The sequence below is a fragment of the Coriobacteriia bacterium genome (genome assembly GCA_013336165.1).
In the GTDB taxonomy this organism is placed as follows: domain Bacteria; phylum Actinomycetota; class Coriobacteriia; order Anaerosomatales; family JAAXUF01; genus JAAXUF01.
Map to the genome: position 1 here is coordinate 255,364 of JAAXUF010000001.1, position 21,024 is coordinate 276,387.

General features: G+C 62.1%; 20 protein-coding genes. 1 reads left to right on the forward strand and 19 read right to left on the reverse strand.

All coding sequences use genetic code 11. The features are described from left to right. Positions 1-2 precede the first annotated feature (2 nt). From HGA39_01280 to lepA, 16 genes are all read right to left on the reverse strand, one after another. Positions 3-2,075: a glycine--tRNA ligase subunit beta gene (locus HGA39_01280; protein NTW27985.1), complete on the reverse strand. Its 2,073-nt coding sequence runs from the start codon at positions 2,073-2,075 to the stop codon at positions 3-5. Then, on the reverse strand, positions 2,072-2,971 hold the full coding sequence (locus tag HGA39_01285) for a glycine--tRNA ligase subunit alpha (GenBank protein NTW27986.1): 900 nt from the start codon (positions 2,969-2,971) through the stop codon (positions 2,072-2,074). The genes HGA39_01280 and HGA39_01285 overlap by 4 nt, the downstream gene beginning before the upstream one ends. 139 nt (positions 2,972-3,110) lie before the next feature. Continuing rightward, a complete protein-coding gene (gene recO, locus HGA39_01290; protein NTW27987.1) occupies positions 3,111-3,863 on the reverse strand; it encodes a DNA repair protein RecO in 753 nt (250 codons plus the stop codon). A 7-nt stretch (positions 3,864-3,870) separates the two neighbouring features. Then, positions 3,871-4,572, reverse strand: a complete 702-nt coding sequence (gene deoC, locus HGA39_01295) for a deoxyribose-phosphate aldolase (GenBank protein NTW27988.1) — start codon at positions 4,570-4,572, stop codon at positions 3,871-3,873. Further along, positions 4,569-5,495 (reverse strand): GTPase Era, encoded by a 927-nt coding sequence (locus tag HGA39_01300; GenBank protein ID NTW27989.1) that lies wholly within the window; start codon positions 5,493-5,495, stop codon positions 4,569-4,571. The genes deoC and HGA39_01300 overlap by 4 nt, the downstream gene beginning before the upstream one ends. After that, positions 5,496-5,915 carry a cytidine deaminase gene (gene cdd / locus HGA39_01305; GenBank protein ID NTW27990.1) on the reverse strand — a complete coding sequence of 140 codons (420 nt, stop codon included), beginning with the start codon at positions 5,913-5,915 and terminating at the stop codon, positions 5,496-5,498. Positions 5,916-5,929: 14 nt separating this feature from the next. Next, complete coding sequence (locus tag HGA39_01310; GenBank protein NTW27991.1) at positions 5,930-6,628, reverse strand: phosphatase PAP2 family protein; 699 nt, start codon at positions 6,626-6,628, stop codon at positions 5,930-5,932. Between the two features lie 14 nt (positions 6,629-6,642). After that, a complete protein-coding gene (ybeY, locus tag HGA39_01315) occupies positions 6,643-7,092 on the reverse strand; it encodes an rRNA maturation RNase YbeY (protein NTW27992.1) in 450 nt (149 codons plus the stop codon). Further along, positions 7,058-8,092, reverse strand: a complete 1,035-nt coding sequence (locus HGA39_01320) for an HDIG domain-containing protein (protein ID NTW27993.1) — start codon at positions 8,090-8,092, stop codon at positions 7,058-7,060. Before HGA39_01320 ends, ybeY begins: the two co-directional genes overlap by 35 nt. Further along, positions 8,085-9,032 carry a PhoH family protein gene (locus tag HGA39_01325; GenBank protein NTW27994.1) on the reverse strand — a complete coding sequence of 316 codons (948 nt, stop codon included), beginning with the start codon at positions 9,030-9,032 and terminating at the stop codon, positions 8,085-8,087. Before HGA39_01325 ends, HGA39_01320 begins: the two co-directional genes overlap by 8 nt. A gap of 148 nt (positions 9,033-9,180) precedes the next feature. Then, positions 9,181-10,482: a tRNA (N(6)-L-threonylcarbamoyladenosine(37)-C(2))-methylthiotransferase MtaB gene (gene mtaB / locus HGA39_01330; protein NTW27995.1), complete on the reverse strand. Its 1,302-nt coding sequence runs from the start codon at positions 10,480-10,482 to the stop codon at positions 9,181-9,183. Continuing rightward, positions 10,479-11,240: a 16S rRNA (uracil(1498)-N(3))-methyltransferase gene (locus tag HGA39_01335; protein ID NTW27996.1), complete on the reverse strand. Its 762-nt coding sequence runs from the start codon at positions 11,238-11,240 to the stop codon at positions 10,479-10,481. The genes mtaB and HGA39_01335 overlap by 4 nt, the downstream gene beginning before the upstream one ends. Positions 11,241-11,250: 10 nt before the next feature. Then, positions 11,251-12,387: a molecular chaperone DnaJ gene (gene dnaJ, locus HGA39_01340; GenBank protein NTW27997.1), complete on the reverse strand. Its 1,137-nt coding sequence runs from the start codon at positions 12,385-12,387 to the stop codon at positions 11,251-11,253. A 43-nt stretch (positions 12,388-12,430) separates the two neighbouring features. Next, positions 12,431-13,438, reverse strand: coding sequence for a heat-inducible transcription repressor HrcA (gene hrcA / locus HGA39_01345; GenBank protein NTW27998.1), 1,008 nt, complete (start codon positions 13,436-13,438; stop codon positions 12,431-12,433). An 88-nt stretch (positions 13,439-13,526) separates the two neighbouring features. Then, complete coding sequence (hemW, locus tag HGA39_01350) at positions 13,527-14,753, reverse strand: radical SAM family heme chaperone HemW (protein NTW27999.1); 1,227 nt, start codon at positions 14,751-14,753, stop codon at positions 13,527-13,529. Then, a complete protein-coding gene (gene lepA / locus HGA39_01355) occupies positions 14,746-16,548 on the reverse strand; it encodes an elongation factor 4 (GenBank protein ID NTW28000.1) in 1,803 nt (600 codons plus the stop codon). The genes hemW and lepA overlap by 8 nt, the downstream gene beginning before the upstream one ends. A 105-nt stretch (positions 16,549-16,653) precedes the next feature. Here lepA and rpsT point away from each other — a divergent pair, with 105 nt between their 5' ends. After that, positions 16,654-16,920, forward strand: coding sequence for a 30S ribosomal protein S20 (gene rpsT, locus HGA39_01360; protein ID NTW28001.1), 267 nt, complete (start codon positions 16,654-16,656; stop codon positions 16,918-16,920). On the opposite strand, the gene holA is transcribed toward rpsT, so the two are convergent. From holA to HGA39_01375, 3 genes are read right to left on the reverse strand one after another with little or no spacing between them, the layout of a single operon-like run. Beyond that, positions 16,917-17,873, reverse strand: coding sequence for a DNA polymerase III subunit delta (gene holA / locus HGA39_01365; GenBank protein ID NTW28002.1), 957 nt, complete (start codon positions 17,871-17,873; stop codon positions 16,917-16,919). The genes rpsT and holA overlap by 4 nt on opposite strands. Further along, complete coding sequence (locus HGA39_01370) at positions 17,797-20,295, reverse strand: DNA internalization-related competence protein ComEC/Rec2 (GenBank protein ID NTW28003.1); 2,499 nt, start codon at positions 20,293-20,295, stop codon at positions 17,797-17,799. The genes holA and HGA39_01370 overlap by 77 nt, the downstream gene beginning before the upstream one ends. A 13-nt stretch (positions 20,296-20,308) precedes the next feature. Further along, entirely contained in the window at positions 20,309-20,989 is a 681-nt protein-coding gene (locus tag HGA39_01375) for a ComEA family DNA-binding protein (GenBank protein NTW28004.1), read from the reverse strand. Positions 20,990-21,024: the final 35 nt, after the last annotated feature.

A 21,024-nucleotide genomic window follows, 5' to 3' on the forward strand; every position in this document is an offset into this window, starting at 1 on the left:
AACTACCCTGCCAATCTGCTGAAGTCGGCGAACCGGGCGAACAACGCAATGAAGCGGTTCAGGAGCCTCAACCGATTCTCGCGCACCGCACTGTCGGGATCCATGACCAAGACGCCGGTGAAGAACTCGTCGATCGGGCCGCGCAATCCCGCGAAGGACTCCAGCAGAGCCGAGTGGGCGCGCTGACTGATGAGCGTGTCCGCAAGCCCCTCGGCGACGTCGAGTGCATCGGCAAGCGCCGACTCCTCCGCACCCATGAGTGCGCGGTCCACCCTCGTGCCGAGATCCGCCTGAGCGATGTTGCGGGCACGGCTGAATGCGACCGACAGATCCTCCATGTCATCGCTCGACTCGCGAAGTGCCGTGAGTGCCTCGCATCGAGCAAGCGCGTCCGCGGGATCGTCTGCCGCAACTGCAAGCACGGCCGCAACTGTGTCGTATGCGTTGCCGCGCTCACGCAGGAGCCCATCGAGCCTCGCGGTGAAGAATGCCTTGACGTCGCCGCCGCTAGCCTCAGAGTCGAACGCCAGAACATCTTGGTAGCCCTCAAGCGTGGCCGTGACCAGCGCGTTCAGACCCACGCTGAGCTTGGCGTCGAGCATGATCTGTAGAATGCCGATCGCTGCGCGGCGAAGCGCAAAGGGATCGGCCGAGCCGGTTGGGGCCTTTCCAGCCGCGAATATGCCGACGATGGTGTCGAACTTGTCGGCAAGCGCGACGATGCGCCCTGCGGCGGTGGCAGGAAGTGCGTCGCCTGCGAATCTGGGCCGATAGTGTTCCATGATCGCCGAGACAACTCCCGGCTCTTCACCGGCGGCCGCGGCGTAGTATCCGCCCATGACGCCCTGAAGATCGGTGAACTCGATCACGGCGCTGGTGACGAGATCGGCCTTGGCGAGATGCGCCGCGCGGATCGCGTAGGCGGCCTCGTCGGGGCCCGCGTCCGTGAGTTCCGCGATCTTCTCGGCGAGAGACTCGACACGCCGCGTCTTGTCGCCGAGCGACCCCAGCTTGGTCTGAAAGACGATCTTGTCCAGTTTGGCGACGTAGGACTCGAGCGGGTTGGCGAGATCCTCCTGGAAGAAGAATGCCGCGTCTGAAAGACGCGCGCGAATCACGCGTTCATGGCCGCGAACGATTGCGTCGGTGCGTGCCGGATCGCCGTTGTGCGCGACAACAAAGCGGTTCGTGAGCGTGCCGTCCGAGCTTTCGACCGGGAAGTAACGCTGGTGGCTTCCCATGGCATTCTCGAGTATCTCGCGCGGCACCTTCAGAAACGCCTCGTCGAACGTGCCAACCGCCACGGTCGGATACTCGACGAGGTTCACAACCTCGGCAAACGTCTTCTCCGGCACCACGACGCGCCCACCGATCTGCTCGGCGACGGTGGAGATGCCTTCACGGATGAGCTTGGCGCGCTCGGCCTGGTCGGCCACAACCTTGCCACGCGAGAGGGCACGCGCGTACTCGTCGGCTGTCGGGACCTCGATCTCGCCGGGAGCCAGGAGGCGGTGACCCCGGGTGATCCGGCCCGCCACCAACCCGGCAAACTCGACGGGGACTGTCTCGCCGCCGAAGAGAGCGAGCAGCCAGCGCACCGGGCGCGTGAAGCGCGCGTCTCCGCTCCCCCATCGCTGGGACCGCGGCCACTCGATACTCTCGGCGAGGCGCGCGAGCAGTGTCGGGAGTACTTCGGTGGCAGGCCCGCCGATCACTTCGACGATCGCGTAGACGTAGGCGCCCGCTTCATCATCAACGACGGTGAGCGATTCGACGCCGACGCCCTTACCCCGGGCAAAACCGATGGCAGCCTTGGTGGGAGCACCGTCCTCGGCGAAAGCGGCGGCAGCCGAGGGGCCCTTGAAGGTGTTGACGGCATTGGCTTGGTGTTCAGACAGCTCAGTCACACTGATGACGAGGCGGCGCGGAGCGCCAAAAACGCTGATTTCGTCATACTCGATGCGCGCATTGTCCAAGGCCTTGGGAACAGCGACCTGGAGTTGTTCGATGGCACCGTAGAGCGCCCCGGAAGGCATCTCCTCGACGCCAATCTCAAATACAAGATTCCTCGTCATCTCGCTGCCCCCCCTTCGGTCGCCGCAGAAGGGGTGACAAGTTCGATGTAGGCCGCACAGCATGCCTTGGCAAGCGCCCGTACGCGCAGAATGTAGCCTTGACGCTCGGTCACAGAGATGGCGCCGCGAGCGTCAAGCAGGTTGAATGCGTGCGAACACTTCAAGACGTAGTCATATGCCGGCAGAACTAGCCCAGCGTTCAGGGTACGGCTGCACTCGCCTTCAAACGTCGTGAAGAGGCCGAGCAGCATGTCGACATCGGCAACTTCGAAGTTGTAGGCGGAGTATTGCTGCTCATTCTTCAGGAACACGTCCCCGTAGGTAAACACGTGCCCGTCCGGTCCCTTTGACCAGATGAGGTCGTAGACGCTGTCCACGCCCTGGATGTACATCGCGAGACGCTCGAGGCCGTAGGTGATCTCGGCAGGGACGGGGCGACACTCGAAGCCCCCCACTTGTTGGAAGTACGTGAACTGCGTGCACTCCATGCCGTTGAGCCACACTTCCCAGCCCAAACCCCAGGCGCCGAGCGTGGGAGACTCCCAATCGTCTTCGACCAGGCGGATGTCGTGATCGGCAGGTTCGATGCCAATCGCGCGCAGAGAGTTCAGATAGAGGTCGAGTACATCGTCAGGAGAGGGCTTGAGGATGACCTGGAACTGGTAGTAATGCTGGAGCCGGTTGGGATTTTCCCCGTAGCGTCCGTCCGACGGACGACGGGACGGCTGAACATACGCCGTACGCCACGCATCCGGACCCAAGGATCTTAGTGTGGTCGCCGGGTGAAACGTCCCCGCCCCAACTTCTGTGTCGTAGGGCTGCAAAACAACGCACCCCTGATCGGCCCAGTAGCGAGACAGAGCGAGAATGATGTCCTGAAACGTCAGAGAACTCATCGCTTTAGAAGTTTCCCCTTTGCGATCAATGCAGCCAGATGCGGCCGCAACCGGTGTGCAGCCATCTTACACGACAAAGCGCCATTTACGGCCGATGCCACTCGGGCCTCATCCCCTCACGGGCTCATCGAGCATTCCCTCAAGATCTGAGTAGCCCCGCGTAGAAGTCGAGTGCTCTGAGCCGCGCAGCAACATGGAATGCGGCAAACGCTCGCAGAAGATCGAAACAGTCGGCGACAGCCGCCTGTGGCATGCCCAGCTCGGGAATCTCGATCATCTTGGCGCCCAGAAGCCTCTCAAGCCAAGCACGCCCCTCCGGCCCGAAAGGCAGCGCTCCGCCGTCACCTTCACCGCACTGCGGACACAGCGCTCCTCCCGCAACAACCGAGAACCGCACGCCTGCCGCCGCGTCCGCACCGCAGCGTGCGCACGTCGCCAGCTCTGGTCGGTAACCATGCATTGCCATGGCCTTTGCGAGAAACGCGACTATCACAGACGGGAGCGCCTCCAATGGGGCACTCTCGAGCACGTCGAGAGTTGCAACCGCCAAACCAAAGAGTCGCTGCTCGCTTTGTCCCTCGACCGAGATCTTGTCGATCAGGTCAGCCACGACCGCCGCCGCCGAGGAGCGATCAAGATCCTCGCGAAGCCCGGCGTGCGAGGACGAAGTCGACGCCTCCGTGATGATGTCGAGTGACTTGCCGGAATGCACCAGAAGGTCGACGACGGCGTACGGCTCGAGTCGCGCGCCAAATCTGCCGCCGGGTCTCCTGAGGCCTTTCGCAACCGCACGCACCTGTCGGCCGTCGGACGACAGCAGTGTCAGAATGCTGTCGGTCTCGCCAAGTTTCGTCTTGCGCAGTACGAGCGCACAGAGTGAGTACGACGGCATGTGCGTATCACGCGTCCAAAGCTTCTTGCTTCCATGCTTCCGACAGGATCTCCTGGCCGGCGGACGTTCCGATCCTCACCGCACCCGCCGCGATGAGCTCCAGAGCAAGATCCAAGCTGCGTATTCCACCGGCTGCCTTGACGCGTGCGCGTGACTCAACCTCTTGCACCATTATCTCGACGTCTCGGGCACTCGCTCCGCGAGGGCCAAAGCCGGTTGATGTTTTCACGAAGTCCGCTCCGGCTTCGACGGCCAGCCGGCACCCGAGCCTTATGTCCGATTCCCCAAGATAGCCAGTCTCGAGAATGACCTTCACAAGACCTCCGGGACGACCCGCGCTTCGAACAGCTTCAACAACACCGGCTATGTCGTCGCGAACAAAGGAGCTGTCCCCTTCCAGCAATGCCGCGATGTTGAGCACCATGTCGATCTCATCGCAGCCCTGCTCGCACAGAAGCTTCGCCTCCTCGGCCTTCGAGGCCGCTAGCGAATAGCCGAGCGGAAAGCCGACAACGGAGCAGGTCTTCGTCTCACAATCTCGAAGCGCTGCCGACGCGAGGGGAACCAGAAAGGGCGCCACGCACAGCGAGGCGAACCCGCGGTCGCGGTTCTCGGCAATCCACCGAGCACCTGCGGAAAGCCCGATCGTAGGGCTCAGCAGCGTCTGATCGATGAAGGCTGCCAGCTCACTGTACCCGGGAACACTCACAGTCCCTGCCCGTATCCGAAGCGCCTGATCTGGGACGCATCGCGTCGCCAGTTCGACTTCACTTTCACGCTCAAGTTCAGGAATACCCTGCCCGCCAGCAAACGCTCGAGGTCCACACGAGCGTCGGAACCGATCGATTTGAGCATCTCGCCCTTCTTGCCGATGATGATGCCCTTCTGTGAATCCCGCTCGACGTAGACCACGGCCCAGATGCTCCAGAAGTTGGTCTTCTCGTCATACTCCATCTCTTCAATGGCCACGCCAACCGCATGCGGAACCTCGTCGAATGTGGATCGCAGGATCTTCTCCCGGACGAACTCGGCGATCATTACCTCGAGCGACTGATCTGTCGGCATGTCGCGGGGAAACCACCGAGGACCCATAGGCAGAAAGCCAATTGCCATGTTCACGAACGCCTTGACGTTGTGGTCCTTCACAGATGAAAGGACTACCTCGTCGTCGAAATCGAGCAGCGCCCGACCGGCCCGCAGCTGCGTGTCGACCTGGCCGGCTGTCGCAATATCGGCTTTCGTAAGCACCAGGATCTTCTTTGCCTTGGCAGCGGCCACGTGTTGCGCAACCCACTTGTCTCCGGTGCCAATGGAAGCCGTCGCGTCGATGAGCATTGCGACGACGTCGACGTCTTCGAGCGACTTGAGCGCTGAACGGTTGAGCTCCTCGCCCAAGGCGTCGATAGGCTTGTGGAGCCCGGGCGTGTCAACGAGCACGAGTTGAGCATCATCTCGGTCGTAGACCGCACGCAGGCGATGGCGCGTCGTCTGCGGCTTGTCCGAGGTGATCGCGACTTTTGTGCCGACGATCGCGTTGACGAGCGTCGACTTGCCGGAGTTGGGACGGCCGACGAGCGCGACGAAACCACTCTTCACGGCGCCTGGTGTCTCGGATTCGTTGTACTTTGCCATCTATCTGTCCACATTCTGATCGAGGTATGAGCGAGTGAGCGGCTCCGGGAGGTACTCGTCAAGCGACGCTACGCGAACCTCATCCGTGGTTCCGCCCATGATGAGACGCAAATGAGGATTGAACTCGGCCAGAACCTGGCGGCAGCAGCCGCATGGCTTGACCGGAGAACTCGAGTCTCCGACCACGGCAAGACCTGTGATATCGGTGCAGCCTGCCGTCACGGCCGCCGAGACGGCCGAGCGTTCGGCACATATCGTGGCGCCGTATGCCGCGTTCTCGACGTTGACACCTTGGAAGATTTCTCCATTCGCGTAAACCGCCGCGCCGACACGAAACCTCGAATACGGAGCGTACGCCTTCTGCTGGGCCTCTCGGGCGAAGGCGAGCAACGTGAGGTCAGATTGAGTCGCAGCGAGCATCGTGATCTTTCCTCTCATCGGAAGAACAACTGGAATACGGCGAAGACAACGACCATCCCGACCAAGGCACCGACGATCACCTGCGGAATCGAATGGATTCTACCCTCCACCCGGCTCTGCGCGACGAGCACTGCCAGCCCCATGGCGAGCACAAGGGCCGAGGCATTGTCGGTCACATACCCAAGCACGAGAGCCGCCCCAAAGGAAACTGCCGCATGTCCGCTCGGCCAGCCGCCATGCAGGAACGTACCCGTATGAGATGCGGCCTTGAGCACAATGACCACCAGAAGGACGAGTCCCAAGGCGATCACTGTGAGGTCCGCCGAGGCGATCTTTGCGAGCTTCAACCCCTCAGCCGCTATCCGGCGGAGCGGGTCGAACATCACCAGATACGCGATGACGAGTGCGTTGAGCGCCGCCAAGAACACAGCTGCCGCAGCAACATCCTTCGCGATCTTCGCCAATGGATCAAAGGTGTTGGTCGCGATGTCGACCGTAGCCTCGATCGCGGTATTCAGTACCTCCATGATCAGCACCAGGAATATTGCGAAGACGATCGCGACCAAGCCAAATCGCTCGACGCCGAGAACAGCCGCCGCGATCAGCGTCAGCGCCGCTGCAAGAACGTGCAGGCGCATATTGCGCTGAGTCCGCAGCACGTGCACGAGGCCTTGGATCGCGTAGTCGAAACTCCCGATCAGTGGCCGTGTCACTCCCATGCGCCTCTTCAGCTCGCCGCAACCCACGCGGTCAGCAGCGACCGTTCGCGAGCCTGCATCACTTCCGCGTCGTCATCTTCTTCATGGTCATAGCCGAGAAGGTGCAGCACGCCGTGGACGAGCAGAAGGTTCAGTTCCTCCTCGACCGTGTGACCGTACTCGGCCGCTTGGGCCTCGGCGATTTCGGGAGCGATAACGACATCGCCAAGAGTGATCGGCTCGTCGGAGTCGGAAACCGCGCAAGGATCGTCGCACCCGAAGGAAAGAACGTCGGTTGGCCCCTCCTTGCCCCGGTAGACACGATTGAGTTCCGCAATCTCGTCAACGTCAACAATCGCCACGGACAGCTCAATGGTGTCAGGTGCCTCTTCTCGGTCCAGAACGAACCCTGCGAGCCTCTCAAACGCCGAGAGGTCGAGTGGTTCAGGTTCGCGGTGACTCGTGATGCTGATCTGCACTGATGGGCCTCCTCAGAATCTCGGGGATGGGCGGGTATTCGCACCGTGCGTGATACATGCCCACAAGCGTTCGAATGTAGATCGACTCGATTGTATCGAGTTCGTCTGACGTCAGCCCGGCTTGAGCAAGCTGGCCGTCGGCAAGCTTCTCGCTGACGACCGAGCGCACTACAGCTCCTACTCTCCCCTCGGTGGGATGCTGGATCGCGCGAACGGCGGCCTCACACGCATCTGCGGTCATGACGAGCGCCGCCTCGCGGGTCGAGGGGAGTTCTCCTCTGTAGCGAAAATCCGCCTCGTAGACCGCGGCATCGGCAAGCGCAGCCTTGTTGTAGAAGTAGCGCACGAGCGACGTCCCATGATGTTGGCGGATTATCGCGATCACTTTCGGCGGCAACCGGTACCGGTCCGCTAGGGCGATGCCATCATTGACGTGTGCTGTGATGATGAGTGCGGAGGCGATCGCGTCCGTCTGGTCGTGCGGATTGAAATCGGGCCGCTGGTTTTCGAAGAAGTACAGAGGGCGTCGGACCTTGCCGATGTCGTGGTAGTACGCGCCAACTCTCGTGACGAGCGGATCCGCGCCCAAGGCTTCCGCCGCTGCCTCTGCGAGATTCGCGACTGCGACCGAGTGCGTGTACGTACCCGGAGCGACGGTGATCAACTCGCGCATCAGGGGGTGGGCAGGACTGGCAGCCTCAAGCAATCGGATGTCTTCTGTCAGCCCCAGACTATCGCGGATGAACGGCACGATGATCAGGCCGATTGCGGTCGCCGTCGCCGCACCGACCGCGCCCACGAAAGCGGCTGCTGCGATAACCTCGTCGCTGGCACCCAACGCCGCAGCCAGCAGCCACGCGACAGCGCCGCCGGCGAGCACGATCAGCGCGGACGCAAGCACGATCGATGCGTAGACGATCGGCTGGGAAGGAAACGATGTCTTCACGCTGCGCGCCACCAGCCTGCTGGCGTTGTCGGTGATCTCGCGGTACCTACCCATGGTGCGGCCGCATCCCTGCAGAATCCGCGGGTGCGTATGCCTCCTCGTACTCGCTGTAGGCACTCACGATACGCTGGACGAGTTTGTGTCGCACGACATCTTTGGCCGTCAGGTCACAAAACTCGATATCCGGAATGCCGTGCAGAATGTCTCTGACCTGACGCAGACCCGAGGCTCCTTTGGGAAGATCGGTCTGAGTCACATCACCCGTGATGACGATTTTGGAGCCGAACCCTAAGCGCGTCAGAAACATCTTCATCTGTTCCGGGCTCGTGTTCTGCGCCTCATCGAGAATGACAAACGAGTCGTTCAGTGTGCGCCCCCGCATGAAGGCGAGCGGGGCGATCTCGATGACGCCGCGCTCCGTGAGCTGGGCCGATTTCTCGGCGTCCATCATGTCGAAAAGCGCGTCATAAAGCGGGCGCAGGTACGGATCGATCTTCTCGGTGAGCGTTCCGGGCAGAAAGCCGAGGGACTCGCCAGCCTCGACGGCCGGACGCGTCAGGATGATTCGTCCGACCTCCTTGTGCTTCAGTGCCTCGACCGCCATCGCCATAGCGAGGTAGGTCTTGCCGGTGCCGGCGGGACCGATGCCAAAGGTAATAGTGTTCTTGCGAATCGCATCGATGTAGCGTTTCTGACCGGCGGTCTTGGCGCGCACAGCCTTACCCTTGTGCGTGAGGATCACGTCCCCATGCAGAGCGGTCGGGGTGGTCTCACCGTGACGCATCAGCTCGATGGAGCGCTCGACCAGCTCCAAAGTCAACGACGCCTTCTGTTCAACAAGCCCCACCATCTCCGAGAACAACGCGGAGACCGTCTGACTGTCCTCGGCGGGACCCGCGATCGTGATCTGGTTGCCCCGGACAACGATGTCTGACTCAAACTGGTCTTCGATCAGCCTGAGCAGCACATCTCCTTGGCCGAGAAGGCTGGCCATATCGACTTCCGGCGGTACGACAAGTCGGATCTGCGTGGATTCCACGGTGTAGCTCGAACCTCTTCTTCACTTGTATCACCGGTGCGAAAAACACCGATGCGCGCACTTCTTGCCTGAATCGAAGTCTAGCACTCTATCAAGAGCGCAATTAACTTGCCAGATCGCCCCACCGTCCCTGGATCGTTTCTCCAAGCACATGATCCGCTTCGACGGCAGTCACTCTGACTTTCACGAGATCTCCCCTGCCAACTTCGGCTGCGGGAAACCTTACGCGCAGATAGTCCTCGCTCGTGCCCACAGCGATAGCGCCTTCGATGCTCTCGACGAGGACGATCGCCTCGCCACCAATACGTCCACGTTCAAAACGCCGCCGCAAAGCGTCTCCGACATCTCGCAGCGCTGCCGCGCGGGCAGCCTTGACCGGCGCGAGGACCTGACCAGACATCGCTGCTGCCAGCGTTCCTGGCCGCCGCGAATATCGAAACACATGGAGTTTCGAAAACCCCATCCGTTCACAAAACGCCCGCGTTTCGGCGGCCTGCTCGTCGGTTTCGTCCGGGAAGCCGACCATGACGTCGGTCGTGACCGTGAGACCGGGAATGCGCGACCTGGCCGCTTCGATCCTCTCGGCGTACTCGGCGGTCGTGTACGCCCGCCCCATCGCCGAGAGAACAGCGTCGCTGCCGGCCTGAAGGGGCACATGCAGATGAGCGCATGCGGCGCCGGCTCGCGCGAGCGTGTCGAGAAGCCGAGCTGTCAGATCGAGCGGCTCAATACTCGACACCCGGAGGCGAGCCACACCCGAACCCGCCACCGCTTCGATCAGGCCGGCAAGATCGGTCCCGGTGACCGGATCACGATAGCGTCCGATATTGATGCCCGTCAGAACGATCTCTCGCACGCCCGCCTCGGCGAGCGCCTCGACCTGCGAGGTGACCTCGGTAAGCGGCACGGAGCGCGGAACGCCGCGCGCGAACGGAACGATGCAGTAGGAGCAGTATGCGTCGCAGCCGTCTTCGACCTTCACTGCAGCCCGTGTGCGAAACGCGCCCGGCGCTCTGGTCGCACGCGGCGCACCGAAGACTGACTCTCCTGAGTCAACGCCAAGCAGCCCCGCGACCCGTGCGGAGACCTTCGACTTGTCGGCCTCGACGACCACCCTATCTCCAAGCGCCGAGAGCGACGCACCATCGATCGCGGCAAGGCAGCCCGTGACCACGACCAAGGGGTGTCCAGCGGATTTGAGCGCTCTGCGAACGGCCTTTCTCGCCTTGGCGTCAGCCTCCGAGGTGACCGTACAGGTGTTGATGACGATGACGTCGGCCTCGTCCTCGACGGCTAGCCGGACACCGCAGCCAAGCAGCTCCGAGGCGAAGCGCTCGCTCTCGGCGCGGTTCACCTTGCAGCCGAGCGTCTGAAGCGCGACCGCTCGCATGCCGGGCAGACTCATCGATCTCTCCCGAGACCGCCGAGCTCGTGAATCGCCAGAGCCAGCGCGACGACCGCGGCAGTCTCGGTTCGCAGTACCGATGGGCCGAGAGTGGCCACGCGTGCTCCGCGTGCAACCAGCGCATCGACCTCCTCGGCAGCCAGCCCGCCTTCGGGCCCCACGAAGAGTGCGACCTCCGAAGCAAGCGTCGCAAGCCCTGAAAGCGCCTCCGCAAGACCACCGCCCCGATGCTCTTCCCACAGCACAATCGCCCGCTCGTAGCGGCCGAAAAGTTCTGCGCCTTCGGCGAAGTCGACCGGATCGCTCACCTTGGGTACGAAATCACGGTGCGCTTGCTTGGCGGCCGACTGGGCGATCCTGCGCCAACGTTCTCCGCGGTCCTGCCGCTTGCGGTCGTCGTATTTCACTACCGACCTGCTCGTGAGAACCGGAATGATCGCCAAGGCTCCCACCTCCACAGCCTGTCGAACCACATCGTCCATCTTCTCGCCCTTTGCGACACCCTGAAACAGGGTTACGCGCGTCTGCGGAGGGTGCTGCGCGATTCGCTCGCCCACCTCTGCATCGATGGCCTCGGTCCCAACGGTCACCACGCATGCCAGCCAGGCATCGCCGGTAGGCTCCACGATCTCGATAGTCTCCCCCGCCTTCACACGCAGGACGGCGATTGCATGATGAAGATCCATCGCCGAGAGAGGCAGCTGCTGCTGCCTCGAGTCCACCAGTGGTTCAGCAAGAAAGAATCGATGATTCGACATGGCGGGGCCTCTAAGCTCCAAGCCAGTCTCGCAGTTTCTGGACAGGGGACTTGTACTGTGCCGTCTCATCGCCGAACTCCTTGGCGAGTTCCTCCATGAGTTCGCGTTGACGTTTGGTCAGCTTCTTCGGCACTTCGATCCCGATATGCACGAACAGGTCGCCATGGCCGAGCCCGTTGACCCGCGGCATCCCCTTGCTTTTGATGCGAATTTTGTCGCCGTCCTGAGTCCCCGCCGGCACATGGACGGTGCTGTCCTCGAGGACTCCGTGGACCTCAAGATCCGCGCCGAGAACCGCCTGCGTCACGGTGATCGTGGCCCGGCAGTGCAGGTCGTCGCCCTCGCGATGCAGGTATTCGTCGGGCTGGACGCGTACGGTGACGATGAGGTCGCCGCCTGTAGCACCGCGAATCCCCGCCTCGCCCTTGTTGCGCAGGCCGAGTTGCATGCCGTCGCGTACGCCTGCGGGAATCGTCACGGTGATGTGCTCGCGATCGGGTACGCGGCCCGAACCCTGGCATTCCTCACAAGGATTGTCGATGACTCTGCCGGTGGCTCCACACCGCTCACATGGTTCTGCAGACTGCATAATTCCCAAGAACGTCTGTTTCCGAATGAGGCGCTGTCCGGATCCGTGGCAGTCAGGACATGTACTGACTTCGCTGCCTTCAGCCGCTCCGGTTCCCGTACACGCGTCGCAGGTCGTCAAACGATCGACAATAATCTCCTTCTCCACGCCTGCGGCAGCCTCGGCGAGCGTGACGCTGATAGTCAGCGCCATATTCCGCCCCTCAAGACGCACGCCCGTGCGAGCACCCGACACGCCACCAAAGAAGCTGGAGAAGATGTCTTCCATCGTGAACCCGCCACCACCGCCGAAGAAGTCACCGAAGTCCCCGTACTGCGAGCCACCACCCGTGCCGGGACCAACAGACCCGAAACGGTCATACTGCTCGCGTTTCGCAGGATCGGACAAGACGTCGTAGGCTTCGTTTATCTCCTTGAAGCGTTCCTCGGCGTCGGGGGCGGAATTGACATCAGGGTGCAACTCGCGCGCCTTGCGGCGAAACGCTTTCTTGATCTCCGCAGCACTTGCAGAGCGCTCGAGCTCAAGAAGTCCGTAGTAATCTTTTGTGTCGGTAGGCACGTGAAAATCCCTTTCGTCGTCAAACGGTCCTGCGGACCGCGTATCAGCTCAAGACATCCGACAAATCGTCGGCGACCGCACGTACTGCAGCCATGGCGCGAGGATAGTTCATGCGTGTGGGGCCGATTACACCGATCACACCGTCGGCCACGCCGGTTCCGTAGTTCATCGCCACGATACTCACGTTCCCGAGTTCTGCTCGGCGGTTCTCGTGGCCTATGCGAACGGTAAGCTCTCGCTTACCGAGGGCGTCAGAGAACATCTCCAGCACGGAGATGCCGTCTTCAAGAAACTCAATCAACGGTCCTGCACGCTCGGCGTCATGGAATTCCGGTTGCGCCAAGAGCGCGGGAACGCCCACGTGGTACAACCGGTCGCGATCCGCCTCTCCCAAGGATACGAGAATCTCGTCGACGACGCGCGATACCAGCCCATCGCCGTTGCGGCCTTCCTCCAAGCGAAAGCGCGCAATACGGATCTCCTCGGCCTGCTTGCCGGACAAACGCCTGTTCAGAAGCTCTTCCACCTCTCGGAGGCGCACCTGTGTCGCTTCCTCGGCAAGGATGATCGAGTGATTGACGACTTGCCCAGCCTCAGTGATAAGCACGAAGAGCGCACGGTTCGGCGCCATGGAAACAAGGTCGAGACGTTTGACGCGAGCAAGCGAAACGCTCGGCGCGAGAACAACCGCAAGGCAGTTGGTGAGTTCCGTGAGCGCAACCGAAGTCCGGCGCATGAGCTCGTCGACCTCCGATGCGGCGCGCAGACCCGCAGACCTGATCCGATTGGATTCGAGTGAAGGGTTGCCTCGTTCGATGATGTCGTTGACGAAAGACCGGTAACCGGTGTCTGTTGGGAGTCTGCCTGCCGAGACATGCGGCTGAACGACGTAGCCCGTCTCCTCGAGGATCGCGAGTTCGTTACGCACCGTGGCTGGGCTGCAGCCCAGCTCATAGCGATCGACGAGCGTTTTGCTCCCGACTGGCGTAGCGCTCTGCACATATTCCTCGACGAGGGCCTGTAAGACCCTCCGCCGACGCTCGTTCAGCATCGTTCCTCCTTGAAATGGCATCAGCGATACCACCTGTTGGCACTCCAGTATACCGAGTGCCAACGTTCGCGCGAAGCGGCGATTCTGCCTACTCCGCGTTCCATATTCTCCCGAACACCTCATTGCCGAGCAGCCAGCCACGCGACGTGGTCGCATAGCGCGTCTCGGCTCCCGTGCCGGTCACTTGCTTCACGAGTCCGTCGCGAGCGAGAGATTCGAAAACGTCGCCCAAATCCGCCGCCTCGATCGCACGCTGCGCCACCCCGCGCGTCAGTCTCATCCCAAGCATCAGGTCTTCGCGAACCGACTCCGCTGCACTGAGCACCTCGACTTCCGGTTTCTCGCCGGCAAGCCATGCCTCGACGTCGGCAGCCGCCGAGTACCTCACGCGGCTGCATTCCGCCCCCAGTGGAGACGCGGCCGAGAACACCAACCCCATCGCACGCGCTGTGGAGACGTCGAGCATTCCATGCGCGGCCGGTCCGATCCCGGCATAGGGCCGGCCAGTCCAATACGCCGTGTTATGCGCCGACTCGTGACCCGGCGCAGCGTAGTTCGCGACTTCGTAGCGATGGAGGCCATTCTCGGCTAGGAAGCGCTCAGCTTCGAGCATCATATCGGCGGCAAGGTCCGGATCTGGCGACTGTAACTCACCTGCCGCAATCCCAGCAGCAAGGGGGGTCCCATCTTCCACGGAGAGCGGGTAGACCGATACATGCGCACATCCGGTCCCGACTGCTTCGCCCAGAGTATCGCGCCAGGATCGCATGCTTTGACCCGGAATCCCACACATAAGGTCAAGAGAGAACTCCACACCGCTGGCGGCCAGTTGCCTGCATGCGGCGCGCGCCTGAGCGACGTCGTGCGCCCTGCCGAGAACACGCAGGACGCTGTCGTCGAAGCTTTGGACGCCCAGACTGATGCGGGTCGCGCCTGCGTCAATCAGGACGGCGAGAGCATCGGCGGACAAGGAGTCCGGATTGGCCTCGACGGTGATCTCGGCGACCTCAGAGAGAGGCAACTCGCGCTTGACCAGCGTGATGAGACGGCCGACGCGCTCGGCGTGCAAGGACGGAGTCCCGCCGCCCACGTAAACGGTGCCAACCGCCCCCGGCATCTTCATGCCAGCCCAACGACGGACCTCGGCTTCCATGCCGGAGAATACCGCCTCGGCGTGTTCGCGGCTCACACACGTGAGGGAGTAGAAATCGCAGTAGGCGCACTTGGATCGGCAGAACGGCACATGAAAGTAGAAGTGGGCAGGCAACTGCGGGCTGGCAGCTGCCGTGCGGCCCCTGTCTTTCGAGTTACTCATCAACTTTCAGAATCGCCATGAAGGCTTCCTGCGGAACCTCGATGGTGCCGATGTTCTTCATGCGCTTCTTGCCCTTCTTTTGCTTTTCGAGCAGTTTGCGCTTGCGCGTGATGTCGCCGCCGTAGCACTTGGCAAGCACGTCCTTGCGCATCGCACGCACGGTCTCGCGGGCGAGAATGCGCCCGCCTATCGCCGCCTGAATCGGTACTTCGAACATCTGCCGAGGAATGATGCCTTTGAGCTTCTCGGTGAGGACTTTGCCTCGGTCGTAGGCCTTGTCCCGGTGCACTATGAACGACAGTGCATCGACAGCTTTTCCAGCGAGCAGGATGTCGAGCTTGACGAGATTGCCGCTACGGAATCCGATGTACTCGTAGTCAAGTGAGGCATAGCCCTTGGTGCGACTCTTGAGCTGGTCGAAGAAGTCCATGATGAGTTCAGAGAGCGGCATCTCGTAGTGCAACTCCACAGTGCTCTTTGAGAGGTACTGCATGTTGAGAAACGTTGCACGCCGCCCGGTCGCAAGCTCCATGACGGCACCGACGAAGTCCGGCGGCACGAGGATCGTTGTATTGAGATAGGGTTCTTCCATATGATCGAGATGTGAAGGATCGGGCATATCCTGGGGCGAGTGCAGAACCGACATCGAGCCGTCTGTAAGATATGCGTGGTACTCCACCGAAGGCGCCGTCGCGAGCAGATCGAGATCGAACTCCCGCTCGAGACGCTCCTTGACGACTTCCATATGCAGCAGGCCGAGGAACCCGACGCGAAAACCGAAGCCGAGCGCATGTGAAGACTCCGGTTCATATACGAGCGCAGGATCGTTGAGGCGGAGCTTGTCCAAGGCGTCGCGCAGCTCCGGGTACTGATCGCCGTCGATCGGGAAGATGCCCGTGTACACCATCGGCTTGACCTCGCGGTAGCCGGGCAGCTGCTCGGTCGCTCCGTTCCGAGCAAGCGTGACGGTGTCGCCAACCTTCACAAGCGATGGATCCTTCAACCCTGTGATGAGGTAGCCGACTTCACCTACGCCGAGTTCGTCGATCGGGAGGTTGGCGGGGCGACGAACGCCAACTTCCTCGACATCGGTCACCACGTCGGTGGCCATCATGCGGATCTTGAGACCCTTGCGGACCGATCCGTCGATGACACGGATGAGGGCGACGACTCCGCGATATGCGTCGAAGTAGCTGTCGAAAATCAGCGCCGTGAGAGGAGCGTCCGGATCGCCGACGGGGTGAGGCACGTTGCGGACGATCGCCTCGAGCGCCTCGCGAACGCCCGCGCCGGTCTTGCCCGATGCCAGCACGGCCTCATCGGCCGGTATGGCCAAACCCTCTTCGATTTCGTGGCGTACCCTCTCGGGGTCCGCGGCGGGAAGATCGATCTTGTTGATGAGCGGAATGATCTCCAGATGCGCGTTCATGGCCAGCAGTGCGTTGGCGACAGTCTGCGCCTCAACACCCTGCGTCGCGTCGACCACGAGCAAGACACCCTCGCAGGCCTGCAGCGACCGCGAGACTTCATAGGTGAAGTCGACGTGGCCGGGAGTATCGATAAGGTTGAGTTGGTACTGCTGCCCGTCATCGGCGTCATAGAGAACCCGCACCGCCTGGGCTTTGATGGTTATGCCTCGTTCGCGCTCGATATCCATTGAGTCGAGCACCTGTTCCATCATGTCGCGCTCTGAGACAGTGTGAGTCAACTCAAGGATGCGGTCAGCCAAAGTCGACTTACCGTGGTCGATGTGAGCGATGATCGAGAAGTTTCGTATGTACTCAGGGTTCGTCATGGCGCATGAGTGTAGCAAGCACCACGCCCGTATGCTAGACTCTCGTGGTTCGGACGCACCCCACTGCGACGGGCACCATCGTTAGTCGTCTGGAGGAACACGCACGTGGCGAACATCAAGAGCCAGAAGAAGCGCATTCTCACGAACGAGAAGGCGCATCAGCGCAACAAGGCCGTCAAGTCTGAACTCAAGTCTGCGGTCAAGAAGGTCCACACGGCTGTTGCAGCCGGAGATGCCGAGACCGCCGCGGCTGCCGCACTTGCGGCTTCACGGCTGCTCGACAAGGCTGCCAGCAAGGGCATCATTCACGCCAGCCAGGCATCCAACCGCAAGTCCGGCGTCGTGAAGCTTGCCAACAGCATCAAGGCCTAAGCGCAGACTTTCACCACCCAGAGTTCGAGAACGAGTCGGGAGTCCCGGCTCGTTTTCATTTCCGCCTCTGCCGAGGCGGCGGCGCGCAAAATGTCTGCAAGCTGATCTGCCGTAAACCCCTGTGCCTGTCTGGGCAACTGCTTGACTTGCCAGTCCGGACGGCCGACGGCACGCGCAATCCCCGGCAGCGAACCCTGTCCCCTGTCAATCATGGCGCGCGCGGTGATAAGGTCCCGAATCAGGCGTATCGACATTGCGTGGATCCCATGCACCGACTCGCCGTCCGCTATCAGGCCAGCGAGCAGCCGCAAACTGGTTCGACAATCACGGTTGCCAAGCGCCTCCAGATACTCGAACACCGAGGTTTCCGCGGTCGTCGAAGCGACCTCCTCGATGTCCTCGATGGTGATTCTCGCCTTGCCGCCAACGTAGGCTACCGTCTTCTCCACTTCGACTGACAGTCGGCGCAGGTCATAGCCGACAGCGTTCACCAACAACTCGGCTGCGCGAAGCGGTATCTGTTTCCCCTTGTCCGCGAAGAGCCGCTGCACTTCGCCCGGATACTCGGACTTGCGCGGAGCCGAGTACTCTGACGCGCCACCTTGCCGGTCGACAGCCTTGAAGAGTCTCGTGTTTTTGGCGAGCTTTGCCGCGACCATCACGAGAACCGTTGTCGGAGAAGGGTCGGCGATGTAGGCCACCATCTCCTCTTGTGCATCCTTGGACATCTTTTCGACGTTCTTCACAATGACCAGCCGGCGTTCCGACGCAAAAGGAAGCGTGTTACAGGCGCCGACCACGTCACTCGCGCGAGCATTGTCGCCATCGAACGAGTCCAAGTTGAAATCAATGTCCGCGGCTTCCGCCACGCGTTGCTTAAGCCGAGCAGTAGCCTGCTCGAGGCGGAGGGGCTCGCTCCCGTATATCAGGTAGACCGGTTTGAGGTCTGACAAGCCCTTGGACATTCTTCTCCCAACGAATCGCTGCAGCCATGTCCCATTCGGCAATGGTCGAAAGCAGTGTCGCACACCGAAGCGATGACGTGCCAACCAAACCACGCTCCTGCGCGACCTGAATCGGTTGCATCGCTGCGGCGAGGCGTCTGGCGCCGGTTATCACGACTCCATCGTCAGTGAATCGCGCAGTCACGTCGCCAACCTGATCGGTCCGAAAGACCATCGCTCCGCCCTGGACAAGAGCCTGCAGTGTGGTAGCCACCGGATGGCCGAACCTGTTTCCCGTGCCAACACTTATCAGTGCCGTCTTCGGGTGTAACGCGCTCATCACTTCTGAGTCAACCGCACCGGCACTGCCGTGATGGCCCACCTTCAGGGTATCGATGCCGTCGACAAGCTTCTTTGAGATGATCTCGCGAAGAACATCTTCCTCGGCATCCCCTGTGAGCAACGCGGAGTGTGTCCCGGACCACACAAGCAACACGACGCTGGCTTCGTTGGTCGCCGCGTCTTTGACTGGGCCGCTGGGCCATACAACCACGAGCTCGAACTTCCCTACCGTGATCTTGTCTCCCGCGCTCAACTCACGCACGTTGGTGCCCGCAAGAGCCCGGGCCTCGTCGATCGCCGGAGATGTGCTCTTAAGCGATCCGGCCGGCATCGCAACGTACGGGACGCTCACAAGACCCTCAAGAGCCGATAGGCCGCCGTAGTGGTCGTCATGAAGGTGCGTGATGATGACGCCGTCCAGCGTCCTCACATTCTCTCGGGCCAACGCCAGACGAAGCTGAGACGCTGAAGGTCCTGTGTCGACCAGCAGGCTGTGCGACCCGTCGCGAACCAGAATCGCATCGCCCTGCCCGACATCGAGCACAACGATCTCTGGTTCGGCCCCTATTCGCGGACCTGCTGCGAGCAACACAATTCCGAGAGCCAGAATGCCCAGCAGCACAGTCGCTCGCCGGCGAGTGGGTCGAGGCCATATCCCCCACACGAGGAGCGCCGCCGCCAGCAGAAGCGCCGTGGCCTCCAAAGGGAATGCAAGCGCCACTGCCGCGTGCGGCATGCGAGCCAACACCGCAGCCACCCACGTCGCACACGCTCCCGCAGCCCCCGCAGCATGAAGCACCATGCCACCGAGCGGGGCTACAACCGCCGAGACCGCCAAACCCACCAGCCCAACCACGAGCACCAGTGAGACGATCGGCCCCACCAGAAGGTTCGCCAGCGGTGAGACCAGCGAAAGCATTCCGAAGACCGGCACCGTCATCGGCGCAGTTGTCGCCGTGGCCGCGAGCGTGAGCGATGCCGGCCCGGCAAGTGAGCGCACCATCCTCGGCAAGCCAGCGGCGATCCACGCCTCGCCCAGGCCTGCGAACAGCACCAACCCGGCGACAGCGGCAACAGAGAGCCGGAACCCCAGATCGAACGCGCTTGTAGGCGAGAGGACCAGTATTCCCATGACTGCAGCTGCGAGGGCGGATCCGCCATCGACCCGGCGCCCGCTGAGCCATGCGGTCGAAACGACGACAGCCATCACCCATGCGCGGATCGCCGATGGCTGCACGCCTGAGAGCACGACGTAGCCTCCGAGCAGCACGGCGATAGACGCACTGCGCATGACCCTGCCAACTCCCAGAGCCCCGAGCACCCATCCGATCACCGCTGCCACCACGACAAGGTGGCTGCCTGATACCGCAACGAGGTGAGTGAGTCCCGTCGTTCGAAAGTCGGTGTTTGCATCGGTTCCAGACAGCCGGCGCCTGTCGCCGAGAACCACGCCCGCAAGAAGATCACCTCCCGGTCCGGGAACCAAAGCGACCTGTCGGCACGCCCACTGCCTGAGCGGACCGACAATCCCCCGCGCACTCTCCGCCCAACCCGCAGTCGAGACCGCCTTTGCGCGCAAACTGCCTGCGACACCGGACGCGCGATCCTCTGGCGACGGTGCAGTGATCCCGCCGGTAACTTCCACACGGCTGCCCAACTCGGGCACCGCCGAGTCCTGCGGCCAATTGATCGAAACGACTGCGCCCATACCCGTCGGGCTGAGAATAGTCGCCTCTGAACTCGACCCAAATCGCCCGGTAGAGGCGTCTGAGAGCACTTCAATCGTCCAGTGCGTATTTGCGCTCTGTGTCAGCTCCAAAGCCTTGGTATCTAAGTCCATCCAGTAGAACGCCGCCGTCGCGGCGCTGGCAGCAAATGCGAACACAATGAGCGCGGCCAATGTCTTACGCCTGCGCACCAGAAGACCGCCCACGGCGAATGCCAGACAGACCGCAAGCACAAGTGCCCACACGGTTGAATGTCCGCCGCCAAGAATCGGGGTTGCGGTCGCCTTCTGCGCAGCTGCGACACCGCACCATGCCGCAGCCGCCGCCCAGCCCAGTGGCGGCAGCGAAGGACGAAGCGGCATACGTTCGGGGCCGCTACTTGACACTGATCAAACCCTCGAGGTCCGCCAAGGTCTTGTCGCCGATACCCGAAACTCGGCCCAAGTCATCGGTGGACTTGAACGGTCCGTTCGCGGTTCGATCGGCAATAATCTTCGCGGCCGTGGTAGGCCCGATGCCGGGTAGCGTGTCGAGCATCGCGGCATCGGCCGTATTGATGTTGACTGGCCTGCCCGCTGTAGCGACCGCTCCGCCCGTTGAAGTCCCCCCGCCGGCGGTACTCGTGCCCTGAGCGAACTCCTCTTGCGTGGGAACCACGATCTGCTCGCCGTCGCGCAGTGCCTCGGCGAGGTTCACGCCCGCCTGTGCCGCGCCGGGCAGCAGCCCTCCGGCCGCATCGATCGCCGAGACTACCCTGGATCCTGTCGGCAGCGTATATACTCCTGGACTCCTGACGGCGCCCGTAACGTGCACGCACACTGTGCCGCTGGGTTCTTCCGAGGGGGCCGCACTCGTAGCCGCGTCGGTGCTGCGCGAAGCCGCCGCACCCGGGACGTACGTGGCCACGGCCGGCTGTCTCGGCCACCAGTGCCAAGCCGCGTACGATACGGCGATCGCCAGGCAGACCGCTGCCGCGATTACCACGGCCGGCGGAAGTCCCGCGATACCGGCACGGCGCGCCAAAGCCTCCAACCGCGCCTTCAATTCCTCCGTCACACGAAAACGCCCCCTCGCCTTCTTCCAAATGCGGC